The sequence below is a fragment of the Ferruginibacter paludis genome, from assembly GCF_030409685.1.
In the GTDB taxonomy this organism is placed as follows: domain Bacteria; phylum Bacteroidota; class Bacteroidia; order Chitinophagales; family Chitinophagaceae; genus Ferruginibacter; species Ferruginibacter paludis.
The window spans coordinates 21,263-43,722 of sequence record NZ_JAUFQJ010000002.1 but is presented as its reverse complement, the minus strand read 5'-3'; the positions used below and the strand labels follow the sequence as shown (position 1 = coordinate 43,722).

18 protein-coding genes are annotated in these 22,460 nt (G+C 37.3%); 3 read left to right on the top strand and 15 right to left on the bottom strand.

All coding sequences use genetic code 11. The features are described from left to right. Positions 1 to 64: 64 nt before the first annotated feature. Genes ligD through QWZ08_RS02195 form a run of 3 tightly spaced genes read right to left on the bottom strand, consistent with a single transcriptional unit; the run spans position 65 to position 2,957 of the window. Positions 65 to 1,030 (bottom strand): non-homologous end-joining DNA ligase, encoded by a 966-nt coding sequence (gene ligD, locus QWZ08_RS02205; protein WP_290335554.1) that lies wholly within the window; start codon positions 1,028 to 1,030, stop codon positions 65 to 67. A gap of 30 nt (positions 1,031 to 1,060) precedes the next feature. Continuing rightward, positions 1,061 to 1,834 (bottom strand): non-homologous end joining protein Ku, encoded by a 774-nt coding sequence (ku, locus tag QWZ08_RS02200; RefSeq protein ID WP_290335553.1) that lies wholly within the window; start codon positions 1,832 to 1,834, stop codon positions 1,061 to 1,063. Positions 1,835 to 1,862: 28 nt separating this feature from the next. Further along, positions 1,863 to 2,957, bottom strand: a complete 1,095-nt coding sequence (locus QWZ08_RS02195) for a DNA topoisomerase IB (RefSeq protein WP_290335552.1) — start codon at positions 2,955 to 2,957, stop codon at positions 1,863 to 1,865. A gap of 196 nt (positions 2,958 to 3,153) precedes the next feature. Here QWZ08_RS02195 and QWZ08_RS02190 point away from each other — a divergent pair, with 196 nt between their 5' ends. Further along, the gene (locus QWZ08_RS02190; protein ID WP_290335551.1) at positions 3,154 to 3,627 is read left to right on the top strand and encodes a pyridoxamine 5'-phosphate oxidase family protein; all 474 of its coding nucleotides are present in this window, start codon (positions 3,154 to 3,156) and stop codon (positions 3,625 to 3,627) included. A 65-nt stretch (positions 3,628 to 3,692) separates the two neighbouring features. On the opposite strand, the gene QWZ08_RS02185 is transcribed toward QWZ08_RS02190, so the two are convergent. After that, a complete protein-coding gene (locus QWZ08_RS02185) occupies positions 3,693 to 6,242 on the bottom strand; it encodes a cation-translocating P-type ATPase (protein ID WP_290335550.1) in 2,550 nt (849 codons plus the stop codon). Between the two features lie 568 nt (positions 6,243 to 6,810). Between QWZ08_RS02185 and QWZ08_RS02180 the strand changes: the two genes are divergently transcribed. Together QWZ08_RS02180 and QWZ08_RS02175 are read left to right on the top strand one after the other, a co-directional pair. Further along, positions 6,811 to 7,551, top strand: coding sequence for a metallophosphoesterase family protein (locus QWZ08_RS02180; protein WP_290335549.1), 741 nt, complete (start codon positions 6,811 to 6,813; stop codon positions 7,549 to 7,551). Positions 7,552 to 7,642: 91 nt separating this feature from the next. Beyond that, positions 7,643 to 8,932 carry an O-antigen ligase family protein gene (locus QWZ08_RS02175; RefSeq protein ID WP_290335548.1) on the top strand — a complete coding sequence of 430 codons (1,290 nt, stop codon included), beginning with the start codon at positions 7,643 to 7,645 and terminating at the stop codon, positions 8,930 to 8,932. A 7-nt stretch (positions 8,933 to 8,939) separates the two neighbouring features. Here the strand turns inward: QWZ08_RS02175 and QWZ08_RS02170 are convergent, their stop codons facing one another. The 11 genes from QWZ08_RS02170 to QWZ08_RS02120 all read right to left on the bottom strand — a co-directional run bounded on the left by QWZ08_RS02170 (position 8,940) and on the right by QWZ08_RS02120 (position 22,413). Beyond that, the gene (locus QWZ08_RS02170) at positions 8,940 to 9,674 is read right to left on the bottom strand and encodes an ABC transporter ATP-binding protein (RefSeq protein WP_290335547.1); all 735 of its coding nucleotides are present in this window, start codon (positions 9,672 to 9,674) and stop codon (positions 8,940 to 8,942) included. A 2-nt stretch (positions 9,675 to 9,676) separates the two neighbouring features. Beyond that, complete coding sequence (locus QWZ08_RS02165; protein WP_290335546.1) at positions 9,677 to 10,474, bottom strand: ABC transporter permease; 798 nt, start codon at positions 10,472 to 10,474, stop codon at positions 9,677 to 9,679. A 154-nt stretch (positions 10,475 to 10,628) separates the two neighbouring features. After that, positions 10,629 to 12,788 (bottom strand): glycosyltransferase, encoded by a 2,160-nt coding sequence (locus QWZ08_RS02160; protein ID WP_290335545.1) that lies wholly within the window; start codon positions 12,786 to 12,788, stop codon positions 10,629 to 10,631. After that, positions 12,785 to 13,678, bottom strand: a complete 894-nt coding sequence (locus QWZ08_RS02155; protein WP_290335544.1) for a hypothetical protein — start codon at positions 13,676 to 13,678, stop codon at positions 12,785 to 12,787. Before QWZ08_RS02155 ends, QWZ08_RS02160 begins: the two co-directional genes overlap by 4 nt. Next, positions 13,675 to 14,397 (bottom strand): rhamnan synthesis F family protein, encoded by a 723-nt coding sequence (locus tag QWZ08_RS02150; protein ID WP_290335543.1) that lies wholly within the window; start codon positions 14,395 to 14,397, stop codon positions 13,675 to 13,677. Before QWZ08_RS02150 ends, QWZ08_RS02155 begins: the two co-directional genes overlap by 4 nt. Before the next feature lie 64 nt (positions 14,398 to 14,461). Next, positions 14,462 to 15,199, bottom strand: coding sequence for a class I SAM-dependent methyltransferase (locus QWZ08_RS02145; protein ID WP_290335542.1), 738 nt, complete (start codon positions 15,197 to 15,199; stop codon positions 14,462 to 14,464). Next, on the bottom strand, positions 15,177 to 16,346 hold the full coding sequence (locus QWZ08_RS02140; RefSeq protein ID WP_290335541.1) for a glycosyltransferase: 1,170 nt from the start codon (positions 16,344 to 16,346) through the stop codon (positions 15,177 to 15,179). Before QWZ08_RS02140 ends, QWZ08_RS02145 begins: the two co-directional genes overlap by 23 nt. Further along, positions 16,346 to 18,571, bottom strand: a complete 2,226-nt coding sequence (locus tag QWZ08_RS02135; RefSeq protein WP_290335540.1) for a glycosyltransferase family 2 protein — start codon at positions 18,569 to 18,571, stop codon at positions 16,346 to 16,348. The genes QWZ08_RS02140 and QWZ08_RS02135 overlap by 1 nt, the downstream gene beginning before the upstream one ends. A 183-nt stretch (positions 18,572 to 18,754) precedes the next feature. Next, positions 18,755 to 20,851, bottom strand: a complete 2,097-nt coding sequence (locus tag QWZ08_RS02130) for a glycosyltransferase (protein ID WP_290335539.1) — start codon at positions 20,849 to 20,851, stop codon at positions 18,755 to 18,757. 112 nt (positions 20,852 to 20,963) lie between these two features. Further along, a complete protein-coding gene (locus tag QWZ08_RS02125) occupies positions 20,964 to 21,281 on the bottom strand; it encodes a hypothetical protein (RefSeq protein WP_290335538.1) in 318 nt (105 codons plus the stop codon). Beyond that, positions 21,268 to 22,413: a glycosyltransferase gene (locus tag QWZ08_RS02120; protein ID WP_290335537.1), complete on the bottom strand. Its 1,146-nt coding sequence runs from the start codon at positions 22,411 to 22,413 to the stop codon at positions 21,268 to 21,270. Before QWZ08_RS02120 ends, QWZ08_RS02125 begins: the two co-directional genes overlap by 14 nt. Positions 22,414 to 22,460: the final 47 nt, after the last annotated feature.

Below are 22,460 nucleotides of genomic sequence, written 5' to 3'. Positions count from 1 at the left end.
CACCATCCCTTTCGCTATTGCAAAACATTTGGGTACTTACGTGGAATAAATTCTACAAGATGTATTAAGCGAGGTTGGATAAACATTGATCGATATCAATTCCTTTACCAAGCACACCTTCAAAAAAATCGCCGGATTGATGCACCCTCGCCAGCATATTATGAATGGTGAAGTCTCCGGGGTGAAGCCCTTTCTTTACTTCTTTCCACTGTAACGGGGCAGATACTGTGGCTCCAACTTTTGGACGTAAACTATAAGGTGCTGCAATGGTTTGGCCACGCCGGTTTTGCAGATAATCCAGGTAAATATGTTCGTCCCCGCGTTTAGAAAGGCTGCGTTCCAATGTGGTAAAAGCCGGTAGTATTTCACTTACCTTACTGCAACAAAAATGCGCAAAGTCTTTTACTTGCTCATACATATATCTGGCACCCAACGGAACATAAATATGCAGGCCTGTAGCCCCCGAGGTTTTACAAAAAGAAACGGCGCCGGCTTTGTCCAATAATTGCTTGAAAGTGTTGGCAGTTTCAATCACCTGTTCAAAAGTATTTTTTTCAGACGGGTCAATATCAATTAATAAATAGTCGGGTTTATCAAGATTTTTAGTGGTGGAGTGCCAGGGATTTAATTCAATACAACCGAGGTTATTCAGGTAAGCCAGCGTGGCGGCATTGTTACAAATTATGTAATCGATTTCCCTGTCGGCCGACTCCGAAAACAGCTCTTTTGTTTTTACAAAGGAAGGCGCATCTTCTCCCGCATCTTTATGAAAAAATCCACTGTCATGAATGCCATTCGGATTTCTTCTCAACGACTCCGGACGGTTTTTTAAATAAGGTAAAATGCAGGCACTCATTTGTTGGTAATAATCTGCCACCATACCCTTGGTAACATTATCTTCAGGAAAATAAATTTTGCCGGGGTGCGTGATTTTTATTTTGGCTTTTCCTATAACAATTTCTTTATCATTTACATCGCCGGTTTGCCCTGCTGAAGCACTTTTTTTTGCGGTTGATGTTGCTTTGTTCATAAAGAAGTATTTATTATTCAGGCGCTCGAATCAGGACGCTTTTTTTGTTTTGGCAGACAAACTTGCCTTTAACTGACCCATTAAATCTTTAGCTTTGCTATGTACTACCTTCATGTGAGCAGCGGCGGGTTTGGCTCCCTTAGCCTTGGCTTTAATCAATTTTAATAATTGCTGTGTATAAGTATCTTTATAGGACGAAATATTAAATTTGGCTGTTAACTGGTTGATGAGGGAAATAGCCATTTTAAGTTCAGCCGGCTTTACAGCAGAAGGCCCTATTTCTAATTCTTTCGGGTTCCGTATTTCTTCGTGAAACCTCAGCTGATTCAGGATCATGATGTCTTCAGTTGCCCGCAAAATTGCAAGGTGTTCCTTGTTACGCAATACAAAAGTTGACACGCCAGCCTTACCTGTTTTTAGTAATGCCTCTTTTAGTAATGCATATGCCCGCACACCTGATTTTTCTGGTACAAGGTAATAAGGATTCTCATAATAAATGCTGTTAATTTCCGTCTCGTTTACAAAGTCACTTATTTCAATCACCTTGGTTTTTACGGCATTAGCCGATTCAAAATCCTTATCATCCAGTACAACGTATTTATCGTTTATCATAAAGCCCTTCACGATGTTGCCCCATGCTACTTCTTTTCCCGTTTTTTCATTTACCCGTTTAAAGCGGATATTTGCCAAATCTTTTTTGTCGAGCATATCAAGGTCCAGTTCGCTGCCCTGTGTCGCACTGTATAATTTTACGGGGATATTTACAAGGCCAAAACCTATTGCTCCTGTCCAGATGGGTCGCATACATTGAAATTTATTTTTTGTAATTGCATTAGTTTGATTCTAATATTTTCATCACTATTTGTTCCTCAGCTGTCAGGCCAGCTTTATTATCGTCTGCTTCAATTGTATCAAGTTGTGCCAGGTATTTCTCCAGCGATTTATTTTCATACAGCGATAATATTACCGGGTGCACGTAATATTTTTTACACACCGTGCGTGTATTCCCTAACTGCACTGATACCTTATCAAGGGCTTCCACTATTTTCTTTTTGGCTTCCGTAGCAGTGTCAAAAAAGCCTAACTCCTTAAAGGCCAAAAATGCATGCAGTGTGCCGGACCAGGTTCTGAAATCCTTTGCCGTAAAGTCGCCGCCACTTGTCTTTCTTATATAGTCATTCACCATACCGGAATCAATTGATTTGCGGTTTCCTGTTTCATCATAGTATTGAAACAGTTCTTTACCCGGAATGTCACGACATCTTTTTACGACAGCCGATAATCTTTTACTACGTAAACTGATATCGTGATGAACACCCTTTTTTCCCTTGAAAGAAAATTTAACTTCACTACCACTTATCTTTATGTGCTTATCTTTCAGGGTTGTTAACCCAAAGGAGCCATACATTTTTTCATACATACTGTTGCCAACCCGAATGTTTGTGCGCTCCATTAAGCTGATAACCAAAGCCAGCACTTTTTCAAGAGGCAGCCCCGGTAAAGACAAATCTTTTTCTACCTGCAAGCGAATGGCCGGCAACACTTTTCCAAACTGGTATAAGCGATAATATTTTGTATGGTTACGTAACAGGTTCCAAAGATTATGGTATCTGTACTGCTTTCGCTTTTTAACATCAATGCCTGTTGCCTGCAGGTGCCCATTGTCTGCCTCACATATCCACACATTTTCCCAGGCAGGTGGAATTACTAAACCTTTTATCCTTTTTAAATGCAGTTCATCCGTCACCCGTTTTGTATTGGGTGCAACATATAAAAACTCATCTCCCTTTTTAACCCGTTGTATACCGGGCTCTGTGTCGTGCACATAAACTAAATTGATAGCCTGTGCTGTTTTTTCAGGATCGCCAATGATACGCCGGATTTTTCTTTTCGGTATTTGTAAAATTTCCTCCGCGACTGCTGCCATAATTTCTTTACTTTATTTTCCTATCTGAAAGTATTGTGCCCTAATTTTTGATGCTGATGCAAATTGTTTCTGATAAAAAATATTCCCCTTCCTGTTAGTTGCGAGTAAATTTCTCTACACCTTCCTTCCTGAAAGTCTGTTTGTAAGGTAAAACATCGTGGTACACCATTTGAATTATTGTTATAAAATTAGTTGTATGGGCAAGGATGATAATCTCCGTTTTATACAGGATAAAATTCAGGAATTTAAGATGGCTATGTTCAGGGCAGAGATGGATTCAGAGCTACAGCTACCGAACAATATCATTGCTACTTTTAAAACAGATGATGACGGAAACGTGTGGTTTTTTACGTCTTGTAAAGACGCTTATACGACGCAATTTGACAAGGATTTTTTTGCCCATCTGCAATACTACCGAAAAGGACAGGACAGCTGTTTAAAACTGAACGGAAGAGCGTCAATTGTAAAAGAAGAAGATGCAGATAGTGCTGATGCAGACGCTAATTCCGGCACCGGCAACGTGGGGATTGTTTTAATCAAGTTTAAAATTTTACATGCAGAATACTGCGAAAATAAACAGGCAACGTTTTCGTCTGTAAAAGAAAAATTTAAAACCTTTTTTAACGACCTGTTCATTCCAGGTTCGCACAGAATATATGATTTTACTTAGTTGACGCATATTCTCTTTGACTACAAGCATGCTCAAAAATCAGCCACGTTTAACGGCTGATTTTTTTATGGGCGAAACTTCAGGCGTTTAAATCCTTCTGTACACATCACCGATACCAATGTAGCAAGACCAACCACGCATAGTGCATTTCCGGCCACGGCGGTAGTTTTGAAGACGGTTTGCAAACCCGGTACAAATACAATCAGCAGTTGCAATGCCACTGTTAACACAATTGTTACCCACATAAACTGATTGGCAAATAGGCTACGCGAAAATACACCAAACTGAAAAGATCTTACAGACAACGCGTTGCCTAACTGTACAAAGCACAATGTGGTAAACACCATCGTTTGCTGTGCCTTAACGTCATAGCCTTGCCGGACAGCCCACCACTGAACAGAAAGCGTTGCTATCGTTATAATAACGCCGGTAAATAAAATATTTACGGCAAGGCCTCCGGCAAACAAATTTTCTCCCGGAGGCCGGGGAGGTTTTTGCATGATATTTTTTTCTGCGGGTTCCCCTACCAGGGCCAAACCAGGAAACCCATCTGTTACCAGGTTAATCCAAAGCAAGTGGATGGGCAACATGGGAATAGAAAAGCCAAACAGTGGCGCCATAAAAATGGTCAATATTTCGCCCAGATTACAGGCCAGCACATACAAAATAAATTTGCGTATGTTGTCGTAAATCCTTCTTCCTTCTCTGACAGCATTTACAATCGTAGCAAAATTGTCATCCAGTAAAATCATGTCTGCTGATTCCTTACTAACATCCGTACCGGTTATGCCCATGGCAATACCAATATCAGCCTGCTTCAATGATGGCGCATCATTTACGCCGTCTCCTGTCATAGCAACAAACTCTCCCTGCTTTTGAAGTTGTTGTACTATATGTAATTTTTGTTTCGGTGAAACCCTTGCATATACCAGCGTGCTTTTAACTATACCTGCAAATTCCTCCGGTGCAAGATCAGTCAGATCTGCACCAGTTTTTATTCCATCGTAAGTGGCACCCGTTATTCCCATGCGGGCGGCAATTGCTGCGGCGGTAAGTGGCTGATCTCCGGTGATCATGACTGTTCGGATACCTGCTGTTTTACATTGACTAATGGCATCAATTATTTCGGGCCTTGGCGGATCAATCATTGCCACCATACCTAGTAATTCCAAATCTGTTTCTATTTCGTTGGTTACAACGGCAGGCGGCTGGTCAAATATTCTATACCCCAAAATTAATACCCTTAACCCATCAGCAGCCCATTGCCTGTTTTTAGTCTGCCATTCCGGAATTTGTGGTTTACTTTTTTCATCAAGGGATTCCAGCATTTTTACCGGTGCTCCTTTCACAAATAAAATCCATCGGTTGCCGTGCTTATGCAAGGTACTCATCTTCATTCTTTCGGAGTCAAAAGGCAGTCTTGCTACTCCCGGAAACTGGTTACGTGCAGCCTCTCTTAAAATGCCATGCTGCATGGCATAATCTACCAGTGCTTTTTCTGTCGGATCTCCGAGTAAACCACCTGCTGCAAAACTTATTTCATTATTTAGCAGCATTGCATGCAGTAGCAAATCTTCTAAACCGGGCGCTGCGTACAGGTTTTCAACCTGCATACTATTTTGTGTAAGCGTACCTGTTTTGTCGGTGCAGATATAGGTGACAGAACCCAGTGTTTCTACGGCCGGCAATTTTCTTATCAACGCTTTTTGTTTTGCCATACGGCGGGCTCCCTGCGCCAACGCAATAGTTATTACAGCCGGCAAAGCTTCAGGCAACGCCGCTACTGCCAATGATAAAGCCGTAAGAAACATTTGAAAGGCAGGCTCACCACGCCAAAGCCCCAATGCGAAAACCAGCAGGCAAATAATAATTACAACAACAGACAATTGTTTGCTAAAGACCGCCAGCCGCTTTTGAAGCGGCGTTTGCTGGGTAGCAGGCGAAAGCATGCCGGCAATCTTTCCCAGTTCGGTGTCCATACCAATAGCCGTCACCACCGCTTTGGCACTGCCCGCACTTACGAGCGTACCTTTGAATACCATGTTAAGCTGATCGCCGGGCACAAGATTTTGATGCGCTATTGTATTGGTATGTTTTTCAACTGCATTGCTCTCGCCGGTAAGCGACGCCTCGGCGGTAAGCAGCGAGTGAACAGCAATCAATCTTCCATCTGCCGGCACAATATCACCCGCGTTTAACAACATGATATCGCCGGGTACCAATTCTGCCGCTACAAGTTTTACCGGGTTATTATTACGTATTACCAGTGCATAACGCGGATCCATTTGTTGTAACAGCAGTATGGACTTTTCTGCATTGTATTCCTGCGAATAACCCATCCAGGCATTTGCAATGATTATGGCTAAAATTACGCAGGCATCTATATGTTCGCCAGCAATAAACGAAATGACAGCAGCACCAATCAATATCAGGATCATTATATCTGTGAATTGCCCCAGTAATATAGCCAGCCTGCTCTTTTGTTTTGTTTGCGTTAACACATTCGCACCGTATTTTTTTTGAAGTGCAGCAACTGTTTCGTCACTTAAACCTGTGAAGGATGTATTGAATTGTTTTATAACATCGCCCGTACTAAGTTGATAGTATGTATTCATTTGCAACAAATCTTTGATAGCGTAAACATTTATCAGCAATAAGGTAGTAACAAAATTTGACAAATAAAATTTAAAAAAGACACAGGTTTAAAAAATAAGAGCAGAGGTTAAGTCTACCTGTAGAAACTATCAAATCAGCAAAGAAAAGATGTTATTGCTGTTCAGATCAGCAAATCGAAACGTTATGTACCTGCGTTTATGGCCGGTGCGTTTTTTGCGATGATGAATAACGAAGTTTTTCGGCAGTTGTACTCAAGTTGCCCTGTTATATCTTATGTTCCATCCGGCGGGTACTGGCAGAAAGAACTACAAAGTAATTGTACCGCAACCACACACGGGTATCGTCGTTGATTGATTCTATCAAATTTATAAACTGGTTTGTTTGAAACCTGCTGAAATTTTAAGAAAAGAAATAATTTGTGAAAAGAATAGCAGTCAACTTTTGTAATTTTGCCGCGGTTAATCATCCATATCCGTTAGTTAATTAAATGTATTTAGTTAGGATTGGTATTCTACTTGTCAGACCAAACCTGTTTGATAACCAGCCAAAATTTTAAAGCTATATTGAATGAACAGGACGATTGCTATAGGAGACGTACATGGCGGATTAAAAGCGCTGCAACAGGTATTTGAACGTGCAGGTATTACTACAACCGATAAATTGATTTTTTTGGGAGATTATGTTGATGGCTGGAGTGAATCTGCAGGTGTAATTGATTATTTACTTGCCCTTGATAAAACAAATGAATGCATTTTTTTAAAAGGCAATCATGATGAATGGTGCGAAGAATGGCTAAGATCTGGAAAGGCAAACGGCACCTGGCTGGCACATGGCGGCGAAGAAACCATTAGCAGCTACTATGCAGCCGCTACAGAAGCCCGCAGCTGGCACCTTATTTTTTTAGAGCAACTGCCTTATTATTTTATTGATGCTAAAAAGCGGTTATTTGTACATGCGGGTTTTACATCCAATCAGGGTCCGCAGAAAGAAAGCAATATATCCGACTTAAACAGGGACCGTACCTTATGGGATATGGCAGTTACCATGCACCTGCGGGAAAAACCAGGCTCACTTTTCTTTCCCAAAAAATTAAATCTATTTAAAGAAATATACATCGGCCATACGCCTACAATTTATTATGATGAAGACGTTCCCATGCAATCCTGCAACGTTTGGAATATCGATACCGGGGCCGCTTTTACAGGTAAACTCAGCGTTATGGATGTTGATACAAAACAATATTGGCAAAGCGATCCTGTGTATCAATTATATCCAAATGAAAAAGGAAGAAACAAACAGGATAATTAAGAATCGCATGGCAATCATATTGAAAAAATGTCCTTTCCAATTTAAACATCAAACAATGTCCATTACCCATATTTTTGCCTAAAATTGGTACATGCTGAAAGGACTACTGCTCCGGGATACTCGAGGCTCCGGCTTTGATAAAAAAGAAAAGACGCTTTATTTTTTATTACTGTTTTTTTTCGCTAGCCTTTATATGCCGGGGGTAACCTGGTTGTATAATGTTGCCATGTGGCTGTTTTTTGTGTATAGCTTTTTCTTTAATTCCATGTTACAAAAATGGGAATTATTAAAGCAGCGAAAAGAGATATTGCTGATGATGGCTTTCCTTTTACTAAACGCAATCAGCGCACTTGTATCGCACAACCGGCAGGAAGGCATTTCCTTTCTCGGGATACGAATCAGCTTATTTGTGATTCCTTTTGCTATTGGCTCCATTTATGTCAATGCGCAGTTGAAAGAAAGGGTGGTTGCAGGCTTTGCCACTGTTACTGCCTGTGCAGCCATCGGTTGCCTGGCCTGGGGTATGTATCGTGCCGGTGCAAATCACGACTGGTCTTTAATGTACAATGATAATCTCAGTGATATCATCAATTTTCAGTCAATTTATTTTGCCATGCTGGTAAACCTGGCTGTTTTTAGTTTCGTCTATTTGATGGCTAAAAAATCGACGCTCATTAATGAAAATTTATTGGTGCCTGTATTGATTATTTTATTGGTGGTGAACTTTTTACTTGCCAGCAGAATGGCCATTATTATTTTGTATAGCACCGCATTTGTATTTGCCATAATCCAGATCATCCGCAAAAAAAAATGGCTGGAAGGCATTACTCTAATAATGGGATTGCTATTGGCTGGCTTTTTACTGGTAAAATTTTTTCCGAAAACAATCAACCGTTTTAAAGAGCTTAGCTATACCAAATTTGATTACCGCAGCGAAGCCAAAGAAAGCCATTTTAATATGGCCCTTACAGCAGATCAGTGGAATGGCGCCAACATACGCATAGCGGTTTGGCAATGTGCCTGGACGGTTATTAAACAAAACACGATTTTTGGTACCGGTCTGGGCGACAAAATGGATGTACTGAAACAGGAATATGCCAGGAAAGGCTTTGCGTTTGGCATACAGACCAACAGAAATGTACACAATAATTATCTTGATGTATGGATGAGTTTGGGGCTTACCGGGCTGATTATTTTTTTGGCTGGATTTATTATTTTACCTGCGTATAAATGTGTTCATACCGGTGACTGGTATGGACTAATGATATTGATTAGTTTCAGTGTATCACTGTTTGCAGAAACCTATCTTGACAGAACGATGGGCAATACTTTACTGGCATTTTTTATTGCGTTTATCAGCAGTTGTAAAAAACGTCCTTAACGAACAGCTACTGATTATCTGCCAGGTACATTTCTACTGCTTTATTTGTTTCTCCAAAATAAGCCAGTGCGCCATGTTTCATATACGCAGTGCGGCCACAGTATTTTTTTATCACTTCCATACTATGGCTAACAAGTACAACGGTCTTGCCTTCTATCCAGGAGGATTCAAAAACTTTAATAGCCTTTTCCTGGAACTTCATGTCGCCTACAGCAAATATTTCATCTAAAAACATAATACTTGCTCCTGCGTTTACCGCAATCGAAAATCCCAGGCGTGCCACCATACCAGAAGAAAAATATTTGATCTTGGTATCAATAAATCCTTCCAGCTCTGCAAAACTTACAATTTTATCAAAGATTGCGTCAATGTCTTTAATCTTCATCCCCAAAACCGAAGAGGATACATAAATATTTTCACGTGCGGTAAGTTCGTGACTCATGCCAACACCAAGGTTCATTAGTAATGTAGTACCGTTGATGTCAACAAAACCGGTATCAGTTGGATAAACGCCAGCAAGCAACCTTATCAACGTTGATTTACCGCAACCGTTTCTGCCTATCAGGCCCACACACTCACCCTTGTTAATTTCAAAATTCATCATCTTAATTGCCTCCAAGTTTTTATTGCGTGGCGGATTAAAGAGATTGAACAGGCGGTGTTTTACAGTGTTGTGACTGTCTTCACTGATGTGAAATGTTTTACTGATGTTTCTTGCTTTAATTACAATTGTACTTTCCATAACTATAATTTTTCGGCAGCCTTAGCGCCAAGTTTATTTAATAAAATAATGCCGACCAATAAAAAAAAGATGGCATAGCCGAAATCAAAAGCCAGCAATTCAAAATCCGGTGCAACACCGTCCATCATTACCCGCCTTGAATTTATAATTATACCAGCCATTGGATTGCCGTATTCAAGTGCTGGCAGAGATTCTTTAAAAGAAGATAATTTGTAAAATATGGGGGACAGAAAAAACAAGAACGAAATAAATACCATCCAGATTTGATTGATATCTTTTGCAATGATATAAAGATTAGAAAGCATCAACGAACAGCCCAGGGATAAAATGAAGAGATTTATGAAAAGCACAATTACCCAAAGGTTATTATACGATATTGGATTAGATTGTGATTCAAAGAAATGATAAAAAAGGAAAAACATACTGAGATTGAATAAAAAGCCAATACTATTAGAAAATAATGTTGAAATATAAATCTCCAGCTTGTTCATATTGCTATACTCATACAGGTACTTTTTTGTATTTAAAATCTGAATAGTTCCTGTAGTTGATTCTACAAAAAATATCCAGAAAACTAGTCCGATAAAAAGATAAGATGCAAACGCAGGAACGTCAGTTTTTAAAATTACTTTAAACGCCACATAATAGATAGCTATATCCATTAACGGCTTTAATAATGCCCAAAATAACCCCAACTTATTTTCATAATACCGTAGCTTAAATTCAATTTTTGCAAGTAGCCACAAGCGTTCGTATTTATTGCTTCTGGATTTCCAGTCTTTTAATATGTTTCCTATCATGGGTAAGTTAATTTTTGAGGGTAAACAGAATTTTATTTAATCTATTACTTTAATATTTTTTAATCTTAGAAATTGAGTTTTATAAAATTTGACAGTATTCAATTTTTATTTTAATGCGGCAGGTCTTAGTTCACTTGTAATATACCAGTCATCATCATAACCATCTTTTTACTGTAATTGCAGCTTTGCGTAATATGCTATTCGATTTGATTATTGCAATCATTTTTTGCTTTACCCTTTGACTTATAAAACCAGCACCGGGCAAACCATACATTAACGTGGGATTATCATAGTTCATTCCAGGGCCGTTGGCATTTAGTAGATTTGAAATGTCGGTTGCGAATGTAGCATAAAAATCAGCATGTTTTTCAGAAATCAATCGGTATAAATACAATTGTTTATCATTTGTAAATGCTCTCGCCATCGAATTTTTTCTTATCCTGTAATTCCATAACGGTTCTGGGATTACTACACCTTGAAATCCATTTTTAACCATATTGATCACACTATCATAATCTTCCATTCCATAAATCATAGCAGCATCGTTTAAACCAGCCTTTAGAAAGCTCTCCTTTCTGTAAACCAACGCACTACTGTTTACCGAATTATGAGTAAGTAAATAAGGAGGTTCGGGGTTAAATGCGGGCCAAATCTTCTCGCTGTTTCCAAAATATTTACCCCAACAACCCACAAACCCAATATTGTCATAAGCAGTTAAAACCTGTATGGCTTTTTGGTAATAGCCAGCTTCCACAGTATCATCCGGGTCAAGAAATGCCATAAGTTCTCCTCTTGCCATTAGGGCTCCTGTATTCCTTGCTAAAGCAAGTCCTTCATTTTTTTTATGATGAATCAAAAAATTGTATTTTTTAGAAAGATCACCCAGCACTTTTAAACTTTCAGGGTCGGTACTGCCATCATCGATCACGATAATTTCGATATGCTTGTAAGATGAGGCGATAATAGATTTAATAGATTCTTCAACATACATTCCCATGTTATAAAAAGGGAGCACAACTGTTAATAATGGCTCGCTTGCAATTTTTGCAAGACTGCTTTCTTCCTTTGCTATAATGGGACGTATAAACGGGAAACTTTTGCGGGCTGTATTTTTTTGTAGTAGCTGGTTTACTAATAATGCTTTTTTTTTAAAAATAACATTGTAAGTGTAAGTACATTCAATATATTCCAAAGCTCTTTTTGAAATTTCGTTCACTTCTTCGTCAGTTAATAATAAAATAGTGTTGAGTCTATTTTTAAAAGAACCGGTCTCATTATGACTAAATAAAAAACCATTTACCCCATCTTCGATAATTTCTGATTGTCCTCCCTGAACTGATGCCAGAACAATTCTACCTTTACTCATGGCTTCCAAAACAGTGTAAGGGAGATTATCTACAAGGCTTGGAATTATTACTACACAAGCATTGCTAAGATACCCGTCTATTTTTTCCTCGTGAATAGAACCGAGCAACTGCAGCTTTTCTTCTGCAATTTCTTTTTTATATTTTCTTTTTATATGGTGTATGATATCTGTTCCTTCGGGATAATACATATGATTTCCTCCACCAATCATATACAATGGATGTTCAAACCCATTTTCCCATAACTGCTGAAAATACTGGATCAATTCAATGGCTCCTTTTTGCAGGGTCAATTTCCCAAAAAAAATCAATTTATCTTTTCTATTAACCAGGGATACGGACTGGCGTTTAAAAACATATGGGTTAGGCACTACTGTAATCTCCAAGTCATCTAATTTCATTCTTACCTTAAGTTCATCCACCAAGTACTGACTGGGAGAAATGAGCAGATCTGCTCCTCTGATACAAAACCTTTCCATCTCTCCAATCCAAAAATAAGGGAAGCGGTGGTAAGGAACTTTATTGTATTCATAGTACAAAAAAGAGGGAGCATGCAATGTGACAATAATCTTCAGATTTTTAAACAAGGGGTACTGAAGCCATTTATAATTTATGATATAATAGGCGATGCCTCCAAATTCCTGCGATTCCAAAGCTTCAGGTATGCCCTCTGTTTCCAGGTATTGCTTTATTATTTCGGCGAAGGCATAGCTTTGCGCTGTTTCAAAACCAAGTTCGCTCTTTTGCACCATTGCATTAGGATTAAAACGAATCACTCTTACTCCGGATGCTTCAATTTGTTCATGCTTCTTTTTTACTGAAAAATCTTTAACAAATACACTTACCTTCCAATCTTGCTGTTGAAGCATAACAGCGGTGTGTAAACAGTATGTACTGATCCCTCCACCAAATTCAGGAGGATATTCTGTAGTAAGAAGCCAATAGTTCAATTTTTATATTTCTTTACGTTATTATTAAAAAGTGAACGCCATGTTCGTTTACCCATCATTACTTTTATCAAATGTCCCAGCTGCTTATACCATAAAGGCAGTATTTCATACTCATTTCGGTAAAATTCATTTATATTAAGCGATTCATCCTGATCTTTAAATATTTTTAAATAAGCTTTTTGATTTGCTAAATCTTCCTTTGCTACCTGTATATTTTCGTTGAGGTAAACCAGTGCATTTTTTAATTGGCAAAATTGATTTAAATGATTGAAAAGATCTGGATTCTCTTTAAATAAATTAGTTTCTGTATCAGATAAAGCATTTGTAAGCTGTATAAAATCCTTTGATTTAATCCCGATGTATTTTGAGGCGTAGTAACGCTTACTTAATAAGTCGTAGTACGTGTTTACAAAATCCTGCAAGCTGACATCTCCATTATAAATTAAATTCCCTTCACCTCCGGGTAGTAAATCCTCTCCGGCAAAAAAAACAGGCCGAATGCCGTTAAATCCCTGATCAACGGCTTGTTCATCTAAACTTAAAATTATTTTTTCCAGAGGCGAGGTTGTCCAGCTTTTCCTTTCTAAACTCACTACAGGTCGTTCAGCAACATTAAAGTACTTAGGATGAAAAAATAACTGCATGAACATATTCTCCTGTCTTTGTATTGTTTCAACAAATGAATCAAGATTATTATCCGGAACATCAAAGTGGAGCGAAAAGTATATGTTTTTATTTTCGAACAGAATGGAGTTGTGTAACGCCTTTAGAGTTAATTTTTCAATGGTTGCAACACTATCAATAACAAATGAAATGATCATATTATCAATGTCAATGCCTGTATCGAGTAATGAATAATCGTTTGTAATTATGAAAATAGTATTCATCATATGCCCTGTATATAATATCCCTGGCTCCCGGCAATCCAGCTCAGCATTCTTTCCCAGGCATGGGTGTTAGTTCCAAATTCGTTGTCCAGTACATTTCCTCTTTCAAGCGTGGCTCGTATTTTCAAAGCGTTATATTTTTTAAAAAAAGAAACAATTATCTCACTACGAACCCAAAACATTGTCCCCCCTACAAAATCATATTTAATATGGTTGAACCCGTATTCAGAAATTAGCTTTTTGAGAATTCGATTACTATTACAACCAAAATTGTCATCTCTTTGATTATACTCATTAGTTACAAATTCTGAAGCGGCAATAATTCCTATTCTTTTTTTCTTTTCGAATAACTTGCTTATTTTAAGAATATTGTCCGGCTCAATTACACGAAATAATTTTTCCCTCCATAATTGTCCCAGGCTTGTATGAGGACTTCGTTTGTCATGAAGTAAAATGAAATAATCCACTGTAATATTTAGATTTATGCTTAAATCTATCAGGGCTAATTTTCCGCCCACATCCTTTCCAATATTGGTAGTTTCAATGATATAACTACGTGGGAAATCTTGCTTTATTCTATCACTGATTATTTTACTTTTTTGATGGCGACTCACGCTAAACAGAAGGGTGCTGTTTAATTTTTCAAAATTTAAAAAATAGCTTTTTAACTCATCGTATGAATCTTCATAGTATAAATGTGTAAGGATTGCTAAGTTTGCCAAAATAAATATATTAACTTGATCAAAATGTGCAATAAATTTTTACAATATTAGTTTCCGATTATTTTTATGAAATATTCAAATTAATTGAAACTACTTTTCGAAAAGGAAAATTGTTATACTCCGTATTCCCCATCCAAAAAAGATGTCCTTCTGCACTCATAAAATAAGTTTCAACATCATCTTTTAATTTGTTTAAAACTACTGTATAAACTTCCTGTATTTCAAAGCCCTTAAAATAATTATCAAGTTGAGCTTCATGAAATTCCTTCCCCTCGCCCATAAATACATGATCAATAGCATGAATATTGTTCCCGCCATTTTTTAAAAAAACTTTTGTTGCTTTAGCTAATTGAGTAGCTTTTTCTGCGGGTACATGTTCTAAAACGCTTATTGAATAAATAGCATCGAATGAATTTTTAGAGAGCATAGGAAGATTTTCATCAAAATATCTTCTCACAATTTTTACTCTTGGATATTTTTGTTTATACTCATCAAACTGAGTAGGACCGTTTCCGCTACCATCATACGGATCGATTATGGTAACATTATACCCAAGGTTTGTCAGTATATTTGCTACTATAGGCTCCCCTGCACCTATCTCCATAATATTTGAACCAATCGGCACATTCCCCAGGATAGCTTTAACCATCCACGCCCTTTGAATATTTTTCAGATCCCCATTTAAACCACACATTTCCGGTAAATTATTTCTGCTGTCTGCAAAATCTCTGACCGTGCCATAACTAACCTCTTTACAGGCATAGTTGCCTTTGTATAAATCAAGCAGTTTTTGATAGTTCATCTTGTTTTAGTTTATTAGTTATTAGTGCCTGATAATAATCAGATAGTTTTAAAGCATTTTCTTTTTCATCAAAATTTTTCTTTGCAAAATTTAACCCATTTTTACCAATGGCTTTTCCAGATTCCCGTTCAGAAAGTAACAGTCTTATCTTTGAAAGGATTTCCAAAGCATCTCCCTTTTTTAAAAAAATTGCTTCTACATTTTCCTTCATGTATTTTGCAAGATTAGTATGAGGTAAGATCACTGGTTTTCCAGTCATTAAAAACTCAGGCACTTTAGAAGGTAGTCTGTAGTCATTAAAACTATTTGGTTCACCAGGCTGTATCAAAGCATCAGCTAAATTGAGGATAATTGGTATTTCTTCGTAAGAGACAAATCCTAACTCAACGAAAGGAGTACTATCCCAGCGGGACCTATCTTCAAAAAAATCATAATGGTCTACACCTGTGCGCAAAAGTTTAATGGGAATCCCTTGCCTGTGAGCAAGGGCAACGGCCAGGTACAAACTTCTTACTTCTTTATAATTTGCAGGATGGACGTTTCCAATATAGGCGATGACAAAATCCCCTTCACCAATGTTATATTTTTTGCTGAATTTTGAAGAGTCAATATTCAAGTTGAATTTGGACACATCTATAATGGGCCAAATCATTTGAGGCTGTATGTTTTTAGGAACAAATTCAGAAAGGGTATCCATCAAAATTGTAACTCCATCGCATACCGAAAGAAATTCTTTATAATAAACCGGATGTGACAGATGTCCCGGGATATGCTGGTCATCGGGAATGTCTTCAATCCTGTTTACGCCAAACGTTTGTTTTAGTATCGACTCTTCATTGTCTTCTAAATGAATGATTAATTGGGCATTCCTGCACCTGCCTCGAAGGTTTAAAGAAAATTTACGAACTATTTCTCTCGGTGTCCATACATGAATGATATCTATATCATCATTCTGTCCGAATAGTAAATCATCAAATAAAGCTATAGAAAATAACGGAGTCAATCCAACTTCCTTACAGGAGTCTTTTCCAAACGGAACAGCTACTGTAACCGAGTGACCTATCTTCACTAATGCATTTGCATAATGGTAAACATGAAGGGCGCTATTGCTTTTAAAATCGTGATACAGTACAAATATTATCTTCATTATACCACTTTATATTTAGGTTCATAACCAGTTTGCCCCTGTCCATATATATTCAGCTTAAAATTTTGATTATAATATGGATCGGACCTTAATACTGATTCCCATTGATCTTTTAGTAACATTCTATCCATAAAATCATAGTCGTTGCCCCTGCTTATAGACTCATGGTGAAATAAAACCGAAGCAGGCGTACAAATAATTGTATAGCCTTTGTTCCTGATTTTTAAACATAAGTCTACATCCTGATATACAGACTCGTAACTTCCTTCAAAACCGTTTACCTGTCGAAATATGTCTTTCCTTACCATAATACAGGCTGCAGTTACTGCAGACACTTCTCTTGTACATGAAAGTGACCCAAAATATCCATCACTGTCTGAAGGAAAATTTCTCATTACATGATCGGCAGTTTCCCTAAAACCCAAAACAATCCCTGCATGTTGCACCGCGTTATTGGGAAACAGTAACAGAGAACCAACAGCGCCTACTTGTTTGATATCCGCAAAAAAAACCAAATTATTCAACCATTCTTCAACAATCACTTCTGTATCGTTATTTAGAAAAACATAATAATCACCTGACGCATGACCAACTCCAAAGTTATTTACCTTAGAAAAATTGAATTTTTCTTTATAATCTAACACGTTGATTTTTTCATTTGTTTTAAATTTATTCAACAGGTGGATAGCATCACTTTCATTGCTACCTGTATCTATAATTACAATTTCATAATTAGGATATGCTGTTTTTTCTAAGATACTTTCAACACAATTCTTTAACAACGGGGCACAATTTTTTGTCGGAATGATGATACTAACTTTAGGGTAATGTTGTCTTTCAAAGGGCAACAGTGATAATCGATGTGCAAATCTGTTTTGTCTGGCATAACCAGGAATTCCGAGTCTCTTAAAATGCCAGTTGACGGCAAGCTCCTGGAGCATTTCTATTTTGCCTTTAGCATCACCAGTCAGGGCTGTGCTACCTATGCTTTCACGCCAATGGTATAATACCTTGGGAATGTGTCCAATTTTATCAGTAATTTCAGAAACCCGGAGAACAAATTCATAATCCTGCACCTTGTCAAACTTTGAATCGAACCAGCCCGCTTTTTTACCTATAGAATATCTTACGAAAAGCAGATGTCCAACATACATAACACCACAGAAAAAAACAGGTGACCAGTCTGGTTTAAAAAATGGCTGATAATAACTGCCGTCTACATTTATTTTATCCTGATCCGAATATATAACATCCAGATCATTTGAATTCTGAAGATACTTAACCATTTCAAATAACGCGTTCTCTGTTAAAGTATCATCGTGATCTAAGAAAGCTACCCATTCTCCTTTAACTAATTCTAAAGCGGTATTAGTAGAGGTTGAAATGTATCCATTGGTTTTCCTGAACGTAACATTAATCCTCGAATCCTTTTCGGCGTATTTTCTTAATGATTCTCTAACAGCCCAACTGGTAGATGCATCATCGGAAATACACAGCTCCCAATTTCTATAAGTTTGATTCAGCACGGAAGATATGCACTCATCAAGCCATCCTATCGGAGTATTATAAGTTGTTATAACAATTGAAATCAGAGGGCTGTAACTAAAAGCAGCAGTTGTGTCTTTCATTTTTTTGCCCGCTAACCGGGAATCATCGATTTGACTTGCAAGCCATTCTTCATAAGATTGGTTGTCAGCATTGCCATGCTGGTATACGTGCAAGTAGCTCGCTTCACGAAATTCCTTTCTAACGCCACTTATCCCATTACGTTTTAAAGTGGTAAACAGAAATGGCATGGTGTTATGCTTATTTTTGCTTTTTAGCATTAAAAACAGTTTTCTTGCTGCCCTCAACTGCGATAATTTGGAGATCTTAATATCTTGAATTAAAAATTCAGATGGTGTAGTTGTTGGATCAAACCGAATACTTTTCACTTCGCCGGGGAAGGCGACAACAGCAATTATTTTATCTTCTTTTATTTCAGGAATAGGAATTGTGAAGTTTTCATTATACCCATCTCCGAGGTTAAAATAAATCTTGGGCTCCCTAATAGCACCTTTCAAACACTTTATCGGAATGATTATTTCATACCAACCTTTTTTTAATGACTTGGGTAGATTAACATGGAAATGTGGGTCGATGCCCTCATTACGGTAATGAACACTTCCTTCGTAAGTATTTATTATTTCCAGATCTTGAAGTAAAGTTAAACTGTAAACTGACATTATATAAATACGCTTTTGTTGTTAATAAGTAGCGTTATGAATTGTAAATACTCCTAATTTCCGCCTATAAATCAGAGCTGCTTTGTCTTTTTGTTTGCACTCTAAGTATGCTGCTTTTAACAATACTAAATCTTATTACTCATGATGTATCTTAAAATAAGCAAATGACTTAATTGAAGATACTCACCCCTTTTTATTATTTATTTTTCCTTTAATAAATGCGATTAGCTTTTGATTTTTAAATCTTAAGTTATCCTCTTCTAATCGCTTAATCAACAGCTCATAATCCCGGTTATTTTTGTGTGACTCAGTTAAGTACATTTCTGTTTGCTGCTTTTCCAGTTTAACTGATAGAATCTCGTTAAGCAGAATAGTATACTTGTCTGCTACTTCTTTCTTTTCTTCAACTAACCGCTCTATACATGAAAGGTGCAAACTGATAGCTGCAATTAATTCATTTTTTTGCTTTAAATTTTCACTTAAGGTATCCGCCAAAGTGTTAAGCTCTTTCTCTATCTTATTGTTTTTACTTATTAACTCATTATTTTTTTCTTCTTTCATTGCGCAGATCAACTGCAACTCATTTAACTTAATTTGATTAATTACAATTTGATTATTTAATTCCGTTACCTTTTTTTGTTCAATTCCAATTTTGTCTATAAGTTCATCCTGTTTTTTCTGAAATAATTTTTCTTGTACCTGAAATTTTTGGTGGTATTCCTGAGCTACAACTCTATGGGCATCCATTTGCGCCACTTCGTTATTGACTTTTTCAATAAGTTGCTTTTCAAGTTCTTCTATTTTACCCGTCGCTTTAATTATCAATTCATTTTTTTGATGCAGGTCCGTATTCAACAAAAGTTTATCATTATTCAAATTGACTTTATCATCATTAAGTTGCTTGTTAAATTGTTGAAGTAATTTATTATTTTCAAACAGCACTGCATTCTCCTTATCTAAATTTTGTGAACGCTTATCTTTTATATCTAATTCTTTAAGCAAAGTATTTTTTTCAACATTCAAACTGAAAACTTGCTGTTCCAATATAGTAAATTCGCTTTCGCTAAAACACGTTAAAGGTTGTGTATGTGTATTTAAAAAATTGAGCTGATGAGTATCCGGGCCCGAAAGAGACATTTCGATCGAAAATCCCGATGACGACAATTCTTTAACGGCTTTACCGGTCATTAAAGTAAACGCAGGGTCAATGGCTCTGGATATTTGAAGAATACTATCTGGCCACAACTCTTTATTTTTTACCAGAATAAGGTTTTGTTGAGCATGCAAAGAGCATTTATCCCATGACCATTTTATATTTTGAAGACCACCCTTTATGTCAATACTGTGAATATTAATAAGGCCAATATCATCTCCTAAATCAAAGCGAATAAATTCTACACCTTCATCAAACGAACCTAATTCAAATTTAAAAGACTTCCTGGTACCTTGTAACCGTACAAACTGGAAAACAGACCACTCCTCCAAAAAGATACCAGCCGCGCCTGCCCAAAAACATTGAATTTTTATGTAAGGTGTCTCATCATTTTTTTTCGCAGCCTCTAACGTGTATTTTTCGCTGATATAACTGGCTAGTTTATTGATACTCTCACTTTGCAAATTACGTATCATACTATTGTCATGGATTCGATAATAGGAAAGAGGTTTTCCCTCAATAAAATACACCTTTTTATTGTTGCTCCCCATTCTTAACCAAAGCTCATAATCTTCCCACCCACTGTATGGCATCTCTTCATCAAAAAGGCCTAAGTCTATTAAATCTCTTTTTTTTATCATTGACATTGCATCAATGTAATTACCATACATTAATTTATCATAATCATACTCCTGGTTGGAAAATACATTTAGTATTCTGGCGGTCCGGTCTTCAAATTTTTGAATTGGTGCATAACAGGCCGCATATTCAACATTTTTAGATAAAAAATAAAAGTGCATTTTTAAACAGCTCTTACTAATATAATTATCTGAATCTAAAAAAAACAAATAATTGCCCGATGCATTTTTTATTCCGGCATTCCTGCTTTTCGCCAAGCCCAGGTTAATGCTTTGCTTTATGAGATGAATTTTAGCTTTGGCATTGTTTTGAATGCCCTCTATTATATTTATCGAATCATCCGTGCTCGCATCATCAACAATTATTATTTCCAACATATCATGCTGGAATTCTGATTCGAGTACACTATTGATACATTGTTTTATATAATGGCCGTAATTGTAATTGGGAATAATTACAGATACTTCAATTTTATTTTTTGTTTTCATCTAAAACTATTCTTTCAATTTATTTTACAGCGGAGGATAATAGTTACCGTATCCGATTATAATTTGCTGTCTACAAAATTTGAAGGGTTGAAACCTGTTATAATTTTTATCTCTACTTTTTATTATTGCCATTTTTTCTAAAAATCTTTTCTTTAACTGTGCCCAAAAAACTCCTTTGTTCATACGTTCTTTTATACCAGTCAATATCATTCTGCAACTTGCTTAAATCTCCCAGCAGCTTATTGATCAGCTGCCTGTTACCCTCAATCGAATTCCGGGCATTTTCCAGCTGCTCTTTATAATTCCTGAGCTCTGTATCTTTCCCTTGTACTGACTGCAGCAAATTTTCAATGTCTTTTTCAAGGTATTGCTTAATCTGGACCAGGCTCTCGCTTATCTCGAGGTGAACGTTGTTGTCAACTGTTTCCATGTGCCAATTGATTTAGGTGGATGGTGGATGCTGGCTGTTTATAAGCGGCTTTATGGTATAGCCTTCTATATCGTTCACAGGTATCGGTATAATCGAAAGTATTTTTGCAATAATTGGCAGAATGTTCTCCCATTATCCGTAACATGCTGCTGTTATTATAAAACTGCAGTATTTTATTAATCGCCTCATTTTCGTGTTGAAATGTACCGCCATTTAACCCCTTCATCACCAGGTCTTTGTTTCCTACACAATCGGTTAACAGCACGGGCTTTTTCAACGCCAGTGCCTCCAGTACAGAAAAAGGCAATCCTTCAAAAGTGGCTGTAGAAAGGTACATATCTGCACTGCTGACAATACCATTCAATTCATCTTTACCCAGCCAGCCCGTAATGCGGATGTTTTTTGCCGTCAGCAAATGCCGGTCTGTTCCGTCGCCTGCCCATATAAATTCAAACTGATCAAATTCCTCAAAATAGGCTGCAATGCTGTTGAACAACGCTGGATTTTTTTGATTGACAATTCGTCCGCTTGTTACGATTTTGAAGAGATTATTTTCCTGAAAGTTATCCGGCACACAGTCAGCTGGCCTGCTGGGCGTGCCATTATTAATCATCATAACATTAATACCAGCCAACTCATATGCCTTTTGCTCCGACAGAGAACAGCATACCACCTGGCCGCCAAATACGGAAGCAAACTTTTCGAGTCTTTTGTAAATATAATTTGAGAAACTGCTGGCACTGCCTAAAAAAGGTGCACCGTTGGGCGTATATACAACCAGGTGCTGAATACCCAACAACCAGCAAACTATCCGGCCAATAAACCCACCCTTTGAACTATGCAGGTGCACTATATCTAAAGAGCCATTTTTTTTGAGGCGTTTGAGGATCACATAAAGTTCTATAGCAGCGGAAATGTCTGCCTTTACCCGTAAACTCCGTTGCGCCGATTTCCAGCGCAAAAACTTAACGTTCGGATAGGCCAGCTGTATTTTTACTTCAGAAAAAGGCGTTACCTGTTTTCTCTCTCCGTGAATAATGATGTGAAAATCATTATCAAGATTTTCTACCAGCGATTGCAAAAATGTTACAATGCCGCCCGCCAGGGGTTCCACAATATGTACAATTTTCATCTTAATAGGGATAGCTGTTTTTAAAGGGGTTGATATTGGGATGACTA

What these genes read in the sequence shown, in the direction of transcription:
- QWZ08_RS02120 (WP_290335537.1), bottom strand. Translation starts at nt 22,413, where the DNA reads ATGAAAATTGTACATATTGTGGAACCCCTGGCGGGCGGCATTGTAACA.
- QWZ08_RS02155 (WP_290335544.1), bottom strand. Translation starts at nt 13,678, where the DNA reads ATGATGAATACTATTTTCATAATTACAAACGATTATTCATTACTCGAT.
- QWZ08_RS02170 (WP_290335547.1), bottom strand. Translation starts at nt 9,674, where the DNA reads ATGGAAAGTACAATTGTAATTAAAGCAAGAAACATCAGTAAAACATTT.
- QWZ08_RS02145 (WP_290335542.1), bottom strand. Translation starts at nt 15,199, where the DNA reads ATGAACTATCAAAAACTGCTTGATTTATACAAAGGCAACTATGCCTGT.
- QWZ08_RS02190 (WP_290335551.1), top strand. Translation starts at nt 3,154, where the DNA reads ATGGGCAAGGATGATAATCTCCGTTTTATACAGGATAAAATTCAGGAA.
- ligD (WP_290335554.1), bottom strand. Translation starts at nt 1,030, where the DNA reads ATGAACAAAGCAACATCAACCGCAAAAAAAAGTGCTTCAGCAGGGCAA.
- QWZ08_RS02130 (WP_290335539.1), bottom strand. Translation starts at nt 20,851, where the DNA reads ATGAAAACAAAAAATAAAATTGAAGTATCTGTAATTATTCCCAATTAC.
- ku (WP_290335553.1), bottom strand. Translation starts at nt 1,834, where the DNA reads ATGCGACCCATCTGGACAGGAGCAATAGGTTTTGGCCTTGTAAATATC.
- QWZ08_RS02165 (WP_290335546.1), bottom strand. Translation starts at nt 10,474, where the DNA reads ATGATAGGAAACATATTAAAAGACTGGAAATCCAGAAGCAATAAATAC.
- QWZ08_RS02185 (WP_290335550.1), bottom strand. Translation starts at nt 6,242, where the DNA reads ATGAATACATACTATCAACTTAGTACGGGCGATGTTATAAAACAATTC.
- QWZ08_RS02125 (WP_290335538.1), bottom strand. Translation starts at nt 21,281, where the DNA reads ATGGAAACAGTTGACAACAACGTTCACCTCGAGATAAGCGAGAGCCTG.
- QWZ08_RS02175 (WP_290335548.1), top strand. Translation starts at nt 7,643, where the DNA reads ATGCTGAAAGGACTACTGCTCCGGGATACTCGAGGCTCCGGCTTTGAT.
- QWZ08_RS02140 (WP_290335541.1), bottom strand. Translation starts at nt 16,346, where the DNA reads ATGAAGATAATATTTGTACTGTATCACGATTTTAAAAGCAATAGCGCC.
- QWZ08_RS02195 (WP_290335552.1), bottom strand. Translation starts at nt 2,957, where the DNA reads ATGGCAGCAGTCGCGGAGGAAATTTTACAAATACCGAAAAGAAAAATC.
- QWZ08_RS02180 (WP_290335549.1), top strand. Translation starts at nt 6,811, where the DNA reads ATGAACAGGACGATTGCTATAGGAGACGTACATGGCGGATTAAAAGCG.
- QWZ08_RS02135 (WP_290335540.1), bottom strand. Translation starts at nt 18,571, where the DNA reads ATGTCAGTTTACAGTTTAACTTTACTTCAAGATCTGGAAATAATAAAT.